Origin of the sequence: Streptomyces sp. NPDC002088 (assembly GCF_040296605.1) — a bacterium.
Classification (GTDB): Bacteria; Actinomycetota; Actinomycetes; order Streptomycetales; family Streptomycetaceae; genus Streptomyces.
This window is the reverse complement of sequence record NZ_JBEOXO010000030.1, coordinates 19,021-35,359: the sequence shown is the minus strand read 5'-3', so window position 1 is coordinate 35,359 and position 16,339 is coordinate 19,021. Positions and strand designations below refer to the sequence as shown.

At 69.1% G+C, this 16,339-nt stretch carries 11 protein-coding genes and 2 pseudogenes; 5 read left to right on the top strand and 8 right to left on the bottom strand.

What is annotated here, in order from left to right; genetic code table 11:
- Positions 1-6 precede the first annotated feature (6 nt).
- Positions 7-1,422 (bottom strand): hypothetical protein, encoded by a 1,416-nt coding sequence (locus ABT114_RS41525; RefSeq protein ID WP_351149821.1) that lies wholly within the window; start codon positions 1,420-1,422, stop codon positions 7-9.
- 392 nt (positions 1,423-1,814) lie between these two features.
- Here ABT114_RS41525 and ABT114_RS41520 point away from each other — a divergent pair, with 392 nt between their 5' ends.
- Positions 1,815-2,063 carry a hypothetical protein gene (locus ABT114_RS41520; protein ID WP_351149818.1) on the top strand — a complete coding sequence of 83 codons (249 nt, stop codon included), beginning with the start codon at positions 1,815-1,817 and terminating at the stop codon, positions 2,061-2,063.
- On the top strand, positions 2,060-3,328 hold the full coding sequence (locus ABT114_RS41515) for an MFS transporter (RefSeq protein WP_351149815.1): 1,269 nt from the start codon (positions 2,060-2,062) through the stop codon (positions 3,326-3,328). The genes ABT114_RS41520 and ABT114_RS41515 overlap by 4 nt, the downstream gene beginning before the upstream one ends.
- A gap of 40 nt (positions 3,329-3,368) precedes the next feature.
- Here the strand turns inward: ABT114_RS41515 and ABT114_RS41510 are convergent.
- Positions 3,369-3,565: pseudogene (locus ABT114_RS41510) on the bottom strand (helix-turn-helix domain-containing protein); the annotation flags it as partial.
- 2 nt (positions 3,566-3,567) lie between these two features.
- Here ABT114_RS41510 and ABT114_RS41505 point away from each other — a divergent pair.
- Complete coding sequence (locus ABT114_RS41505; RefSeq protein ID WP_351149812.1) at positions 3,568-4,473, top strand: transposase family protein; 906 nt, start codon at positions 3,568-3,570, stop codon at positions 4,471-4,473.
- Here the strand turns inward: ABT114_RS41505 and ABT114_RS41500 are convergent.
- Positions 4,405-5,733 carry a vanadium-dependent haloperoxidase gene (locus tag ABT114_RS41500; protein ID WP_351149809.1) on the bottom strand — a complete coding sequence of 443 codons (1,329 nt, stop codon included), beginning with the start codon at positions 5,731-5,733 and terminating at the stop codon, positions 4,405-4,407. The genes ABT114_RS41505 and ABT114_RS41500 overlap by 69 nt on opposite strands.
- Before the next feature lie 300 nt (positions 5,734-6,033).
- Between ABT114_RS41500 and ABT114_RS41495 the strand changes: the two genes are divergently transcribed.
- Positions 6,034-6,684, top strand: coding sequence for a hypothetical protein (locus ABT114_RS41495; RefSeq protein WP_351149806.1), 651 nt, complete (start codon positions 6,034-6,036; stop codon positions 6,682-6,684).
- Between the two features lie 703 nt (positions 6,685-7,387).
- Here ABT114_RS41495 and ABT114_RS41490 read toward each other — a convergent pair.
- The 3 genes from ABT114_RS41490 to ABT114_RS41480 form a co-directional block, all read right to left on the bottom strand.
- Positions 7,388-7,681, bottom strand: coding sequence for a DUF1905 domain-containing protein (locus tag ABT114_RS41490; protein WP_351149803.1), 294 nt, complete (start codon positions 7,679-7,681; stop codon positions 7,388-7,390).
- An 803-nt stretch (positions 7,682-8,484) separates the two neighbouring features.
- Positions 8,485-9,870 carry a condensation domain-containing protein gene (locus tag ABT114_RS41485; protein WP_351149800.1) on the bottom strand — a complete coding sequence of 462 codons (1,386 nt, stop codon included), beginning with the start codon at positions 9,868-9,870 and terminating at the stop codon, positions 8,485-8,487.
- 286 nt (positions 9,871-10,156) lie between these two features.
- A complete protein-coding gene (locus tag ABT114_RS41480; RefSeq protein WP_351149797.1) occupies positions 10,157-12,016 on the bottom strand; it encodes a M1 family aminopeptidase in 1,860 nt (619 codons plus the stop codon).
- A gap of 241 nt (positions 12,017-12,257) precedes the next feature.
- Here ABT114_RS41480 and ABT114_RS41475 point away from each other — a divergent pair.
- Positions 12,258-12,515, top strand: a pseudogene (locus ABT114_RS41475) (transcriptional regulator); the annotation flags it as partial.
- 21 nt (positions 12,516-12,536) lie between these two features.
- Here the strand turns inward: ABT114_RS41475 and ABT114_RS41470 are convergent.
- Positions 12,537-12,752, bottom strand: coding sequence for a hypothetical protein (locus tag ABT114_RS41470; protein ID WP_351149794.1), 216 nt, complete (start codon positions 12,750-12,752; stop codon positions 12,537-12,539).
- Positions 12,753-12,854: 102 nt separating this feature from the next.
- The gene (locus ABT114_RS41465) at positions 12,855-16,229 is read right to left on the bottom strand and encodes a pyruvate carboxylase (RefSeq protein WP_351149976.1); all 3,375 of its coding nucleotides are present in this window, start codon (positions 16,227-16,229) and stop codon (positions 12,855-12,857) included.
- Between the last annotated feature and the right edge of the window lie 110 nt (positions 16,230-16,339).

Sequence of the window (16,339 nt, the reverse complement as noted above, 5' to 3'; positions counted from 1 at the left end):
TCCAGGTCAGCGGAAGGTCGCGTGGCGCGGGTGTGCGTGGCGGTCTCGGGGGCGGGGACGGTCCCCGGGGCGGATGCGGGCAGGTCCGCAGCCGGGTCCGGTCAGGCCCGCCCTGAACAGCCCGTAGGTGATCCGCCGCTGCGCGGCCGCCTCCAGCTCGTCCCGCAACGGCCCGTCGCGCAGCAGTGCGTCGGGGCCCAGCAGACCCTCGACGACGGCCAGTGCGCCGACGATGTCGCCGTGGTCCAGTCGTTCGCGGACACCCGTGAGGCAGTCCGGTCGACGGTGCGCCTCGTCGATCGCCTGCAGGCAGGGAAGCGGAGTACCGGTCAGCGCGACCAGCAGCTCCTCCCGCCGGATCTCGGCCGGGTCGTGGTCCAGCGGGGCCAATACCCCGTCGACCAGGCCGATCCGGTGCTGCGCTCCCCGGCACTCCACGAGACGTGGTTGTCCTGCCCGGTCCGGAATCCGGGACGAACGGACCGGCGAATGACCGGGTACCAGTGCCGAGGCGACCAGCGGGTGCAGCCGATCGACCTCGATCGAACCGGTGCGGATCAGTTCCAGGTCGGGCAGCACCCAGGTCGCCGCGTCGGGCAGGACCGGCAGCGCGGCGGCGCCGTCCTCCGTCGAGGCCGTCGCGATCCGCAATGCGGGCGGCCCGACGCCGTCCCTGTTCGCGAGAAGGTTCAACACCAGCCGATGTCGGGCCCCGAGCCGCACGGTGACGGTGCCGGTGGGCGGCCGCCCCTCGGCGTGGAGCAGGATCGCCGCCTCTGCCGCCCACCGGTCAACGGCACAGCGGTGCCACTGCGGCACGGTCCCCAGCGGATCGGGGTCCGTCAAAGGAGGTCCGTCGAGGGGAAGTTGACCGTTCCCGGACCGGATCCGCAGCTCATCGGTCCTACGCGCGTCCCACAGGTGGCGGTGCAGGTCGAGGCGGAACCGCCGGCTGGGATGGGGATGTGGATGGCGGTGGGCGCCGGGCTCGGAGTGGGATCCGTCCCACAGCGCGAGGCTGATTCGCTGACCGGCGTCCGCCCATGCCGGTGGAGTGCGGGCCACAAGGTGCACTGGACATACGCCGTCACGCCCCGCCGCGTCGTACCGAGCCAGAGCGACGGTCAGGCCTGGGCGCAGCAGCCCGTCAGGAGCGATCCTCGGCATGTGCCAGCGCAACAGGTCGGGAGCCAGATGTCGGAGATCGGCCCGGACCTGGGCCGCGAGTTCCTGCCCGTGAGTGCGCGCCACGGAACGCAGGTTGAGGTCGACGTCGATGCCCGCGGCGGCGCACGCCCCTGACCAGTCGCCGGCACAACGGCGAGTGGTCGCAGTCTCGATCATGGAGGGCGGCACGGCGAACTCGCGCACGCGCAGCCAGAGGGAAAGGCGGGAATCCCCATACGCGGTCTGAGTGAGCATCAGCACTCACCTTGCGCGGACGGGACCCCCAATCTGCCAACAGAATGAGTCGTCATCGCGGGGATGCTATCGCCCCGCGCCCCGATCTGCCAGGCAATTCCGGCCGTCGGCTCCGCTGCGGTCCGGCTGCCGCCGCCTCCCCCCCCGTAATTCGATGGCGCCGCGTCCACGCTGGTCCCCGTGGCAGAACCCAGACACCAGATCCGTGCCCTTCAAACGGCCTCCACCCTCACCGCCTAGCAGGCGTACGCACCGCAGATCGGTCTGCCGGCGACCCAGGACGGCAGCTTTCCAGGAGCCTGGCAGCGGGACCGGATGACATGGGTCATCAAGGCGCGTTCACGGCCTTTTCCCCGGAGTGACTGAGGTTCTCTCACTGAAGATCACTTCCAGTGGCAGTTGAGAGCGAGGGCTTTGAGACCGCCGTGGAGTTTCCGGGCGGACGGGTCGAGAATCCCGTTGAGATCCCCAAGGACCAGCTGGGCAAGGCGGCCGAAGCGCGCCTCGGCGATGCCCGGTTCGTCCTCGACGAGCGGATGGCCGGCCCAATATCCTGCGCGAAGTATGGACTGGAGGTTCCGGGCGGCGGCGGAGGCCCAACACTAATGATCACCGGAGTCACCAGGGAGCCCGCAGCGTGACCGGCACCACGGAGGCCCTTAGCGGGTCGGCTGCAGTCGACAATGCAGCACGAAGTGTCACGCGCCCGTTCTACGTATACGCCGTGCTCGCCAACACGCTGTTCCAGCGCGGCGTATTCGTCCTCTTCCTTCAGCAGCGAGGCTTCTCCGCCGCGCAAGTGGCCCTACTGCAGACACTGCTCTACCTGGTCAGCGGACTTGCGGAGTTGCCGACGGGAGTCATCGCCGACCGAATCGGCAGGCGTGCCAGCATCGTGATCGGCCAGATGCTGATAGCTGGATGTCTGCTCGGCCAGGGGACGTTCTCCAACTACTGGGTGTTCCTGACGCTGTTCATCGGGCAGGGCGTGGGCATGGCATGTGTGTCCGGCTCGGACACCGCCCTGCTGTACGACCTGCTCGTGCGTCGTGGTGCAACGGCCAACTACGTCAGGATCAAGTCCCGGTTTTCCATGCTCGGGACGGTCACCTCGGGAGCCGCCATCGTCCTCGGCGGCCAACTGCAGCAGATCTCCTGGGGAGTCGTCTACGTCGGTTCGGCGGCGTGCCTCGCCCTAGCCGTGGTGGTGCTGATGTCACGGGTGCCCGAGATCCGCGGCGCGGACGCGGTGGACGAGCAGGACGGAGCCGAGGAGCACGGCGACGCCACAGCATGGCGGGCGATGCTTCGGGTCGCCACGCCGGCGCTCGTGACGCTTGTCGTGGTGTCCGGATTGATGCATGCGACTTTGACGCCGTACATCATCTTTACGCAAAAGACCCTCTCCGATCAGGGAGCGGGCACCGCATTGGTCAGCGTGGTCATATCGGCGGGATTCTTCGCTGGCGGGCTCACTCCGCTGCTGTCGGACCGCACGGACCGGCGCATCGGGTATCGGGTCATAGTCCCGGTGTCCCTCCTGACGCTCGCCGCGGCACTCGGCCTGAGCGGCCTCGGCCTTGTCTGGGTCACCATCGCCGCGTTCCTGGCCCTGGTCGGGATTCCCGAGATCACCGCCGTGATCGTGGACAACGTGTTCAACGAGGCCGTGCCGTCGCGCCACCGGGCGAGCCTGCTGTCGATGATCGCATTCGTGGAGTCGGCGCTCATCGGCATCGGCTATCTCGTCCTCGGCGCGCTCATGGACGGGCTGGGCTCCAGTGTGGGCATGGCCACCTACGCCGCGGTCCCCCTGCTGGCATGTCTCCTGTGGCTCCCGGTGCTCTTCCGAGGGGCACGGGTGACCACCGAGATCGAGAAGCCCGCCGACCAAAAGGCATCCTGAAACAGACCATCTCGAGCAACGCCCTGCCCGATGGCAGAGGCGCGGCGCGGATAAGGTCATGGCGGTCGGACCAGCGCCGGTAGAGCACTGGGCGGCTGGTTCCGGCCGCCGTACGACAGCGTCCATGGTGAACGTGGCGAAGCCGTGCTCCACCAGTTCCTGCCAGGCGGCTTCGAGCAGGGCGGCTTCCAGTACCGCTCCGCGATGATCTTCACGAAAGCGGGTTGATTCGCACATCCATGGTCGGATCGGTCGCGACGAGCCCGGTGGTGGATGCGCGTGAAGCCCCTGGTAGGACGGTTCTCACCACAAGATCGTCCGCTGAACCAGAGGCTTCACGTTGGTCACCTATGCTGCCACGCTCGATGTCCCGCGTCACATCGTGGTGCACCTCTCCCGGTTGCTCGCCGCGCATCGCCGGCGCCTCAACACGCCCCGTGGGTCGCGGGTCCTGGGCACATTCCGGCAGGCGGTCATGGTGCTGCGCTGGTTCCGTGACCGCGGCTGCGTGCACTGCCTGGCCAGGGACGCCGGAGTCTCGCAGGCCACCGGCTACCGCTACCTGCACGAGGCCATCGACGTCCTCGCCGCTCAAGCCCCCAGACCTGCACGAGGTGTTGAACCGCTGCCGCGAAGAGGGGATGAGTCACGTGATCCTCGACGGCATGCTCATCGAGAGCGACCGTCTCACCGGAACCCGGGACAACGGCAACGACCTGTGGTTCAGCCAGAAACATAAGAGCTTCGGCGGTAACGTCCAGTTCCTCGCGGCCCCTGACGGAACCCCGTTGTGGGTCTCCGATGCCGATCCAGGCTCCACCCCGGACATCACCGCCGCCCGGCTGCACGTCCCCCGCTGGGCTGCCGGGCGCGCTGCTCCAGTTCGAGTCGTAGTCCCCAAGCAGCCACTCCGGGCCGCCCGAGTCGCACTTGCCGCGGAGAACGCACACCCAGTTCCCGCTCGGTCTCTGTCAGAAGTGGCCGACCCCTGCAAGGGAAAGGTCTACCCGCTGATCCAGTGCTCAAGGCGGGATCGGAAGCCCGGCTCGACGCCGGGCCCCCTTCGGCTCTGTGGTTCAGTCGGTGTCGTCGCCGCACTTCGGCTCGGCAAGCCTGTCCTGCCGAGCCGGTCGTGTCAGCGGTGACGGCTGGGTGCCGTCCTTGGCGACCGGCTGGAAGTAGTGGTCCAGGGCCCAGGCGGCCACGTGGGTGCCGGACCGGCAGCCGGCTACGTCCGCCGTGCGGGAGTGGACGCCGCCCCACACACGGGCGTCGACGACGTCCCGGTTGAGGTCGTCGGCGGACCCGTAGAACCGCGTGGTGCCGGTGACCTCGGAGGGGACGTAGAGGTCGATGCGCGAGGTGCCGAGGACGCCGGTCAGGGCGCGTGCTACGGCAGCGGCGACGGTCGTATGGCCGGCGATGTAGTCCGGGTGTGGTGGGGTGAGGAGCAGCGGCTCCCAGGCCGGGTCTGCCGTCGTCGCGGGGTTGCCGTCGGTGTCGGCGAGGCGGATGGCGGTGATCGGCCGCCAGGTGCCGTAGTGGAGCTTGGCGTCCCATGCCGTGACGACGGCGTCGGTCGCCGACGCGTTCACCGCGGCGAACAGCCGGGCCGTCTCGGCGATGCCGAGCCGGTGCCGGGTGGCGTGGTCTCGTACGGCTGTCTGGACCTGTTCGACCAGGTTGCCGCTGAAGAAGAGGGCGGTCTCGGTCTGCTGCGCGCTCCTGCCCGAGCCGGTCTTCGCGCCCATGGCCTTCAACTCCTGGACATCCTCGGCGTAGGCGGCCGAGGAGATGGCGGGTGGTCCGCCCGGGCGGAACTGCTGCGGGGAGGCGAGCAGGAGGGGGCGGAGCCTCGCGAGCCAGGTGTCGGTGAAGGGCTGGAACGCGGGCGGGGTGGGCCGCCAGACCCCCGGTGCCGGGGAAGCGGTGAAAGGAACGTCCGCGAACCTTCCGTCCCCTTCCCGGAGTTCGATGATGCGGGCGGCGGCGCGCTTTCCGTAGTCAACGCCCCGGTCTCTGGCCTGACCGGCCGGAAGAGCGGCGAGCGAGTCCGCGTAGGCGGTGTCGAGCCGCTCCTTGAAGGCGGGGAAGTAGGTGCGCAGCACGTCGTGGGCCGCAGTGGCGGCGGCCGCCGCGGAGGATGCCTTGGCCGGACCGCGCTCGCGCCATTTGTACAGGGCGTAGCCACCTTCGATCCCCACCACGGCGTTGTACACGGCGACGGAGACGAACCCCTCCCAGATCGCTGCCTGCCCGGAGGGGCGTGGGCCGAGACTCGTCTTGATCGTGTCGGTCGCGACGGCGTTCCACTCGCGGACCAGAGCTGCCGGGTCCGCCGCGGTCCGGGTGTCCGCGTCGGGCGGATTTGTCGCGGCGGTGAGCGTCACGAGGGCGATGGCCACGACGGCGCAGATGATTCCCCGGACATGTGAACGCGGAGGAACGGGAAGAGGGGGCTCTTGATACACAGCGTCCTCCATAGAGTTGAGTGCCCAAGGCATAGCAATGGCCCACTGCCTGAGCAAGACAACTCGCCGCGAACCGGGCAGGCCTAGGGCGCCCTCGAACGCCTCACCGCCCGCTACAAGAAGATCACCGCCGGACGAACCCTGCACCCGACCCGGGCCCCGGCGAACCGCACTGCAAGGGGCTGCATCAACTCCGTTGGGCAAGCCTGCCGGAGTGTGGATCATGGAGCCGTGATGAAGTGGACGAAGAATGCAGCTCCGGTCGAGGAGCCGGATCTCGAGCCGGAGCTGTCCGCGTATCAACAGGCCATGCGCAAACAGCTCCTCGCGGCTCCCGTGGTGCCTGCGCCCGAACCCTGGCAGCCCGTTGCCTTCGTCCCGGTCGGCGGGCTCCTCGGGATCGGCTTCTCTTCGCATCCCGAGAACGGCCACGACCTGGTGATGGTCGTCTCACACGACGGTCACGGCCTCTTCGACGCCGTCACGGGAGAGAAGATCGCCCGCGATCGCGATCCCGAGGACAGCACTCCCGACGCGGTTGTCGATCTGTCGTGCCCTGGGCTGGGACCGATCGCGGCAAGCAGGGTGCACATCGCCGGGCTCTTCGGGGGAGGACTGCACACCACCACCCGGGACGGATGGAGACTGGAGGTCGTCCTCCCTGCCTGGCCCCACGAGCGCGTCCTGCTTTCCCGCGGCGGCGGACTGCCGCACCGCGGCCCGCACGGAGAGCGGTGGTGGCACATCTTCCACTCCAACTATTCCGAACTCCGAGCAGCCGGCTTCTCGCCCTCTGGGCGGACCATCGCCGTCGCGACCAGCAGTGATGTATCCCTGTGGTCACGCGGAACCGACCACAGCCGCGCCGAAAGCGCAGGGGCCTGACCGAAGGGTTCCGCCCCACCGACATGGCGTGATGGAGAACGATCTGTGTCTGCTGTCACGGAGAAGGCATGGAGATGGACGAAGACGAGAGTCTGCACCGCTACGGCCTCGCCCCGTCAGCCCGACCCTCGACGAAGTACGAGGCCTGCTCACCGCCAAAGTCCGGCTGGAGCAGGAAGCTCAGGGGAACGGCGACACGGGGCTGATGAAGCTGTGCTGCGTGCAACTGTTCAACGCCGCCGGCTCTCTCGACAACGCACTGCTTATCTGGCAGGCCAAGTCCGTCGGCATGGACTCCGACTGCTCGATCGACATCCATTTGGTGCGGCAGCGGACCAGCCAGGACCAAGGCGTACCTGTCGTGCAAACGTCTACCCGAAGCGGATGCGGCACTGCAACGACTGCTCCAGTGCGAAGCCGCCAGCGACTTCGAGAACTACTCTGCCGAAACACACTCCGCTCAGTACGCCGCCCGCTATGCGCCGTGACGCATGAGACCGGCCGTCCGGCAGTCGCAGTCAGACGAGCAACTTCCGGCGCACTTCAGCCGGAGGACCACCGCCAAAAGGTCTGTGAGCAAGGCTTGACGTGGATCATCAGGCCGCGTTCACAGACCCCACGCCGGTCACTGCTATTAACCCTCGCGGGGTTGGTGGTCGTGGATCAGGAAGATCAACACGCTGGTTTGGTCTTCTGCAGCCCTTTAGAGCTGGAGACGGACGGTCATCTTCACCGTCACGTCGTCCCCTGCCGAGAGGCCACTCGGCTTGCGCACCGCGACCTTGAGCGGCAGCAGGTAGCCGCTGTCCTTGGGGAAGAGCGACGTCTGGAAGGCGACCTCGCCGATCAGAGCCTTGACCGGGATCACGCCCCAGCCGTAGGTGGCCATTGCGGCCACCTCGCGGATGTCGGCGGACTCCTCGTCCGGCACAGGAACAAAGTAGTACGGCGACGGTCCGCGCCATTCGATCACTCGACCGGAAAAGACAAACTCCATGAGGCCAGTCTCCTCCCTCGAGGACGGCCAGGTTGCGCAATCGCCCCGGCGAAGGTTTCCGGTCACGGCAGCCAGCCGAACTGGATGCCGCTGGACGTCACGACGCAGCTCTGGAGGCGTCTCTAGAACTCTGTGTGTGCCCATGGTTTACGGGCTTTTCGGGCGCGGCGTGGCCGTGTGCGGTTGCCGTCCGGTGGTCCGATCCTCGGGGTGAGGGGGTGGGCCGGGGTGGCGTGCAGGTGGTGGAAGCCGGTCCGCTCGGCGGCGCGGGTGCGCCGTCGACAGGTTCTGCGTCAGAGCCGCACCCGGCTGCCCGGAAGATGATCCTTTGGCCGGTGGGGTGCGGGTACTCCATGACCTGACACCGGCCCGGTGGGGGCTGGCGCCTGGGTGTCATGCCCCGCCGGACGCTGGCCCCCCCGGTGGGGGTGGTGGCGGGGACCGTACGCACATCGGGCATACGGCGGGAAGTCTTGTGGCCCGGGAACTGCCCCGGGGCGTCTTGGTGCCGAGGGCGGGTGGGTCTGCTGGGGGTGGGACGCCCCTTGCCCGGGGTGGTTTTCGGGCCGTTGGGGCGGGGCGGGGCCTGCTCGGCCCGGCGTTGGCGGCGCAGGCGGCGGGTGGTCTTCTTCCACGCTCCCATACGATCCGCGCCCACGTACAGGCCGCAGACCTGGACGCCGCCCGGCAGCTCCTTCCCCCAGAACGCCCCTACACCGTGGACGAAGGATTCCTGGCCGACCTGTGCCCATGAGTCGGGGAGCCGGTCCCCGGTCGAGATGGTTCTCCTGCTCCGACAGTGGTCAGCCTCGGGCGACCGAGACGATGACGTCCCGCAGCCGCTCGACGTACAGCCGCATGTTCTTGGACGCGATGTCGGTGTCCGGGTAGCGGCTCGCCAACCACAGGCCTTCGTGCAGCCTGTTGACCCAGACGCACACCTGGTCGCCGTACGACACCCTGAGCAACGCGTACGCCTGCTGCTCTGCCCACCGCTCGGATCCGGCAATGCCCCGGGCGTCGAGGTACGAGACGATCGAGTACAGGTCGGGCGATGTCGGGCGGAAGTCCGCGCCGAGCAGGCGAAGTACGCGGGCGAGGGGAATGCGTGCCAGTGACCTGTTGGCCTGCAGCTCGGCGCGCACGGTCTTCAGAGCGGCGGAGAAATCGGGGGCCTGCGTCACGGGGACCTCGATCGGCGCGCCGCCGACGTACCAGCCGACGGAGTCGGACCACTGGGACTTCACCCGGGTGTGGAACGGCACGACTGTGCGGTAGACGGGCTGTCCGCCGATCTCGTGGACGAGGAGGCTCGTCGCGGCCAGGATGCCGACCAGACTCCCGCCGTAAGGACGGCAGTGCGCCTCGAACGCGGCGGCGTCATCCGCGTCCACGAGCATCTCGCGCATCAGCTTCTGGGCGGGCAGCCTGCCGCCGGGTTCGAGGCCGAGGTCGATGGGGAAGTCCGGCAGCTTCCCGTCACACCGTTGGATGAACTCCCGCCAGCGCAGGACGGTCGCGTGGGTATTGTCGATCCGGTCCGCGTCCGCCCGCTCGATCTCGCAGAAGTCGACATAGCTGCTGACCGGCGTCTCCTCCGCGGCACGGCCTTCCAGCCCCGCCGCGTACAGCTCGTGGATCTCGGCTGGGATGCGGTGGAGGGAGTAGGCATCGACGTTGCTGTGGTCGAAAATCATGTACACCATGACGCCGTCGTCCCGAACGACCGCCGCGTAAAGGAAGTTCGGCCAGCAAAGTGCGTCCGCCGCGACGTCGAAACGGCTCTGCAGGTGCTGGACGAGTTCCGCCGCGTCGGGGAAGTCACCGATCGCCTCGCGCCGAAGTGACACGGCGTCGGCGTCGAGCGTGAACCGGCGCATCTCGTCGCCGTCGCAGCGAAACCCGCTGCGCAGCGTCTCGTGCCGCACTGTCCAGTTCCGCAGCGCCTCCTGCAGCACGTCGAGGTCGACCCGCCCCGGGACTTCGAACGCCGTGCCCAGCCAGGTCGGCACGAACAGACCGTCCTCCCGCACGGACCGGGCCGTCCTGATGTGCGACTCCTGGATGTACGCCGGCGGCCGGGAGTCCTCTGGCAGGTCCGCCGCCGCCTCGACGGTCGTCGGACTGAGTGTCCACTCGACGAGCCGGCCGGGCCGGACCTCGCAACGCTGGATGTCGGTGATTCGCACCGGGCGTCTCCGTTCGCAGATGGGACATATTCGATCAAGGCAATGCCCCGACTGCGAGAGCCACGCAGCGAAGTTGCGTTTTTCAATGGATCGGGTGGCATCTCGAACAGCGGTGCCATCCCTGGTGGGCCGGCCCCTCGTCAGAGCTGATCCATTTCGCCCCGGAGAGAAGTCCTCGTGCGCTTCGATCAGTTCGCCGCCCCCTCACACACCTCGCGGCTCGGAACCCACCATCGGTTCGCCGGGGGACACCGGCAAGCGCCCACCGCGGCGAACCGATGCCCTGTCAGCCGTCGATGCGGTGCTGGGTCCAGAAGGAGGTCAGGTCCGTGGTCGTGGCGGCCTGGGCGGCTGCCTTGAACTCGGACGTGGTCGAGACGCCGTACCAGTGCGAAGTGGCGTAGTCCTTCAGGAGCTTGGCCATGACGGTGTCGCCGAGGACGCGCCGCAGGTCGTGCAGGGCGCACTTGCCATAGCCGTAGACGACGGTGGAGTACCGGGACGAGTGGGCGTCCCAGTAGGCCATCGAGTTGGTGATCTTCTCCGCCGTCGAGGACCAGGAGACGCTGTTCCAGCAGTTGGTGCCGGTCTTGTTCAGTGCCAGGTCGGTGGCGTAGTCGGTGAACGCCTCATCGAGCCAAGGGTTGTTGTACTCGTCGTCGCCGACGATGCCGTACCACCACTGGTGGCCGATCTCGTGGGTGAGCGCCGTGGTGCTGACCAGGTCGAGGACGAACCCGGGGTATTCCATGCCGCCGAACCAGAAGTTGTTGTCGATCACGGCGTCCAGCTCGCCGTACGGGTAGGCGCCGAACCGCGACGCGTGGGCGTCGACGGCGGTCTTGGCGGTGGTGAGCATCGACTGGGCGTTGGCCGAGCTGATGCCCGAGACGGAGTAGATGTTGATCGGGGTGCCGGCGGTGGAGGTTCCGGAGATCTTGGTGAAGGGGCCGGCGGCCCAGGCGAAGTCGCGGACCTTGGCGGCGGTGGCGGTGGTGACCGTGCGGCCGCTGGAGCCGGGGGTGTCGACGGAAGCACCGGTGGCCGGTACCAGGAGGGTGCTCGGGTGGTCCAGGGTCACCTGGAAGTCGGCGGCCAGGGAGTAGAACGACTCGCCGTTGTTCGTGTACGGGTCCAGGTGCCAGCCCGCCGCGTCCTTGACCGCCAGTACGGGCAGGGCGTTGCCGATGAAGCTGAAGGCCCCGTCGTAGCCGAAGCGGTCGGCGCCACTGGGGACGGTGATGCCCAGGTCGAAGCCGATCGTGGCGGTCTGGCCCTGCGTCAGCGGCGTCGGAAGGGCGACCTGGAGGGCTGTGCAGCCGACCGAGAGGGCCCCCGCGGTGCCACCGGTGACGTTGGTGACCGTGATCGGCGTGGCGGAGCAGGTGCCGTGGTAGTTGTCCCACAGCCTCAGGTACACCTCGCTGAGCGCGGTGGAGGAGGCGTTGGTGAAGGTCGCGCTCTCGTGGCCGGTCCAGACGGTGCCGCTCGTGTTGCTGCTCAGACTGACGGTGTACGAGGGTGCGGCCGGGGTGCGCGTGGAGTCCGCGGGCGGGGTTGTGTCGCCGGAGGTGTCCAGGGCGACGTCATCGATGACGAAGCTTGTCTGGAGGCTGGAGTCCTCGGTGCCGGTGAAGGCGACGCTCACGGTCTGGCCCGCGAACGCCGAGACGTCGAAGGCCTTCTGCACGTAGCCGGTGTTCTTGTTGAGGTTGGAGTACGTCGCCAGTGTCGTGGTGCCGATCTTCGCCGTCAGCTTGTCGTACGCGGTGGACGAAGTCGTCTCGGCGGTATCGATGTGCAGCCAGAAGGTGAGGGTGGCGGTGCCGCATCCGGCCGGAATCGTGACGCTCTGGGAGAGCGTGTCGGTGTGGGTACTGCCGACACCGTTCAGCCAGGCGAGGCTGGTGCCGCCGTGAGCGGTCTGACCGGTGCGGTTGGTGATCACGGAGGTCGACGACTGGCTCCAGGGCGAAGTGCCGCTCTCGAAGCCGCCGTTGGTGACCACCTGCGCCGGTGTGCAGGCGGCTGCCAGAGGGGCCGTGGGCGGCGCGGCTGCCGCCGGGGTGGTGGGGAGCAGCGCGGCGGCCAGCGCGGCGACGGCCAGTACGCTCGCGGCGAGGGCCTTGTGGGGGGTCGGTCTCACACGAAACTCCTTTGAGGCGGCCGGGATTCCGGCCTGCTCGGTGGCCGCCCGGCCGGCTTGGGTGCGCCGGAGGGCTGCCGGGGCTGCGCGCATCGCTCGCGCGATGGCTGAGGTGAGATTCCTGCCGTGTCCCCTGGGTCAGGGCGACGGCTGCCGGAAGCCTGACAGATTTGACCGGAGCATGCCATCAGGGGCGGGTAAAAGTGTTCGTGCTCCGGACATGTGCCGGCTCCGCCCGTGACCTGCCGACGTGTGTCTGCCCGCCGCGCCGCACCGCCGTACCCCTGAGCTGGGCCACGTGAAGGCGGTGCAGCGGGAGTTCAGCTCGACCGAGTACTCCACACGGCTGGAGCAGGCCCGCGCCCCACGCCCCTCGCACGAGGTCCTGGGCGGACCGGCCCGGGTCCTGCGCCTGTCGGACGCCGAGCGCGACCACCTCCACCACCTCGTCGGCGCACCGCCAGGCCCTCCGCCAGGGCCCGCGGCGGTCTCCCGGCGACGAACACCCCATCCTGCCCCGTCATGCGTCCAGGCATGGCGACGCGACCGCGGGTCGCCCTGCTGCGCCCAGCTCCCACTGCTGGTCCGCGAGTCCGCCGAGCACCGCCTGGATGAAGGGCAGGCAGCCCTCCGGCCCGGAGGCCCTGTCCTTCATGCGCACGGTCGTGGAGTCGCACGACTCGTAGATCTCCCGAATGATCTTCAGACGGATGTCCAGATCCAGACCGGCGCCCATGACGACGTGGTCCTCCTCCGCCTCGGCACCCGGGCGGAGGAGGACGCGGTCCGGTGGCGTGATGCTCCCCCGAAACGCCGTCCGCCGGTTCGGGGAAGCGCCCTACGCGATCTGGACGAGCAGATCGCCGCCCTCCACCTGCTGGATACGGTTGATCGCCAGCCTCGTCACCGTCCCGCCCTTCGAGGCGGTGATCGTGGCCTCCATCTTCATCGCCTCGATGGTGGCCACCGTGGCGCCGGCCGCCACCTCGTCGCCCTCGGCGACGACGAGCGTCACCACACCCGCGAACGGCGCCGCCACATGGCCGGGGTCGGTCCGGTCGGCCTTCTCGGTCGCCGGTACGTCGGAGGCCGCCGCGGTGTCGCGTACCTGGATCGGCCGCAGTTGGCCGTTGAGCGTGGACATCACGGTGCGCATGCCGCGCTCGTCGGCCTCGCCGACGGCCTCCAGCTCGATGAGGAGGCGTACGCCGGGTTCGAGGTCGACGGCGTACTCCGTGCCGGGACGCAGCCCGTAGAAGTAGTCCTTGCTGTCCAGCACGCTCGTGTCGCCGTAGGTCTGACGGTGTGTCTCGAAGTCGCGCGTCGGTCCGGGGAACAGCAGGCGGTTGAGGGTCGCGCGTCGGACTTTCTCCAGTCCTGTACGGTCCTCCTCGGTCAGTTCCTGTACGGGCTTGGCCTCGGCGCGGCCACGCAGCGCCTTGCTGCGGAAGGGCTCCGGCCATCCGCCGGGCGGGGTGCCCAGTTCACCGCGCAGGAAGCCGATGACGGAGTCGGGGATGTCGAACCTGTCCGGTGCCTCCTCGAACTCCTCCGGTGCCACCCCGGCACCCACCAGGTGCAGTGCGAGGTCCCCGACCACCTTGGACGACGGGGTGACCTTCACCAAGCGGCCCAGGATCCGGTCGGCAGCCGCGTACATCGCCTCGATCTCCTCGAAACGGTCGCCGAGCCCCAGCGCGACCGCCTGGGTGCGCAGGTTGGACAACTGCCCGCCGGGGATCTCGTGGTGGTACACGCGTCCGGTCGGCGAGGCCAGACCGGCCTCGAACGGCGCGTAGATCCGGCGGACGCTCTCCCAGTACGGCTCCAGGTCGCCGACGGCCTGCAGATCGAGGCCGGTGGGCCGCTCGGAGTGGTCGGTCGCGGCCACGATCGCCGACAGCGACGGCTGCGAGGTGGTGCCCGCCATCGATGCCACCGCTCCGTCCACGGCGTCGGCACCGGCCTGGATCGCGGCGAGGTAGGTGGCGAGCTGGCCGCCCGCGGTGTCGTGGGTGTGGAGGTGCACCGGCAGGTCGAACTCGCGGCGCAGCGCCGAGACGAGCTTCGCAGCGGCGGGGGCGCGCAGCAGTCCTGCCATGTCCTTGACGGCCAGGACGTGGGCGCCGGCGGCCACGATCTGCTCGGCCAGGCGGAGGTAGTAGTCCAGCGTGTACAACTGCTCCGCCGGGTCGGACAGGTCGGAGGTGTAGCACAGGGCCACCTCGGCGACGGCCGTCCCCGTCTCCCGTACGGCGTCGATCGCGGGCCGCATCTGGGAGACGTCGTTGAGGGCGTCGAAGATGCGGAAGATGTCGATGCCGGTGGCCGCGGCCTCCTGTACGAAGGCGTCGGTCACCTCGGTCGGGTAGGGGGTGTAGCCCACGGTGTTGCGGCCGCGCAGCAGCATCTGCAGGCAGATGTTGGGCACCGCCTCGCGCAGTGCCGCCAGGCGCTCCCAGGGGTCCTCGGCGAGGAAGCGCAGGGCGACGTCGTAGGTGGCGCCGCCCCAGCACTCCAGGGACAGCAGCTGCGGCAGGGTCCGCGCGACGGTGGGGGCGACGGCCAGCAGGTCCTTGGTGCGCACCCGGGTGGCGAGCAGCGACTGGTGCGCGTCGCGGAAGGTGGTGTCGGTGACGCCGATGGTCGGCGACTCGCGCAGCCACCGGGCGAAGCCCTGCGGGCCGAGGTCGACGAGTCGCTGCCGGGACCCCGCAGGCGGCTCGGTGGCGGACAGCGGCCGCAGCTTGGTGACCGGATCGATCAGCGAGGGCCGCTCTCCGTGCGGCTTGTTCACCGTGACGTCGGCGAGGTAGGTGAGCAGCTTGGTGCCGCGGTCGGCGGAGTGCCGTGCGGTGAGCAGGTGCGGCCGCTGTTCGATGAACGACGTCGTGACCCGCCCGGCCTGGAAGTCCGGGTCGTCCAGCACAGCCTGCAGGAAGGGGATGTTCGTGGCGACGCCGCGGATGCGGAACTCGGCCACGGCACGCCGGGCCCGGCCGATCGCGGACTTGAAGTCCCGGCCGCGGCAGGTGAGTTTGACGAGCATCGAGTCGAAGTGCGCGCTGATCTCCGTACCCGCGTGCGTGGTCCCGCCGTCGAGGCGGATACCCGAGCCTCCCGGCGAGCGGTAGGCGGTGATCCTGCCGGTGTCCGGACGGAAGCCGTTGGCCGGGTCCTCGGTGGTGATACGGCACTGCAGGGCGGCACCGCGCAGGGTGACGGTCTCCTGCGCCAGCCCGAGGTCGGCCAGGCTCTCACCGGCCGCGATGCGCAACTGGGCCTGGACCAGGTCGACGTCGGTGACCTCCTCGGTCACCGTGTGCTCGACCTGGATGCGCGGGTTCATCTCGATGAAGACGTGGTTGCCGTCGGGGTCGAGCAGGAACTCCACGGTGCCCGCGTTGCGGTAGCCGATCTGCCGGGCGAACCGCACGGCGTCGGCGCAGATGCGGTCGCGCAACGCCGGGTCGAGGTTCGGCGCGGGCGCCAGCTCGATCACCTTCTGGTGGCGGCGCTGCAACGAACAGTCGCGCTCGAACAGGTGGATGACGTTGCCGTCCCCGTCGGCGAGGATCTGCACCTCGATGTGGCGGGGGTCGACGACGGCCTTCTCCAGGAAGACGGTGGAGTCACCGAACGCCGAGGCCGCTTCGCGGGACGCCGCCTCGATGGCCTCACGCAGCAGGGCGGGCTCCTCGACCCGGCGCATACCACGTCCGCCGCCGCCGGCGACCGCCTTGACGAAGACAGGAAAGCCGATGTCCCCAGCGGCACGCACGAGTTCGTCGACGTCGGTCGAGGGCGCGCTGGAGCCGAGCACCGGCACACCGGCCTCGCGGGCGGCGGCCACCGCTCGGGCCTTGTTGCCCGTCAGCTCCAGGGTCCGGGCACTCGGCCCGACGAACGTGATGCCCGCCTCCTCGCAGGCGCGCGCCAGGTCGGGGTTCTCGGAGAGGAATCCGTAGCCGGGGTAGACCGCGTCCGCTCCCGCGCGGCGCGCTGCCCGGACGATCTCGTCAACAGAGAGATAGGCCCGAACAGGATGCCCAGGCTCTCCGATCTCATAGGCCTCGTCCGCCTTCAGCCGGTGCAGCGAGTTGCGGTCCTCGTGCGGGAAGACGGCGACGGTTCGCGCGCCCAGCTCGTAGCCCGCGCGGAACGCGCGAATCGCGATCTCACCACGGTTGGCGACCAGTACCTTGCGGAACATCCTGGATCCCTTCAGCCTGCCGGTGACGAGGACCATGGTGTCGACCACAGGGCTGTTGTGCCATGTGAGCCGGGCCACCCACCGCTGTGTGAGTCCAGCGGGTACCGTGC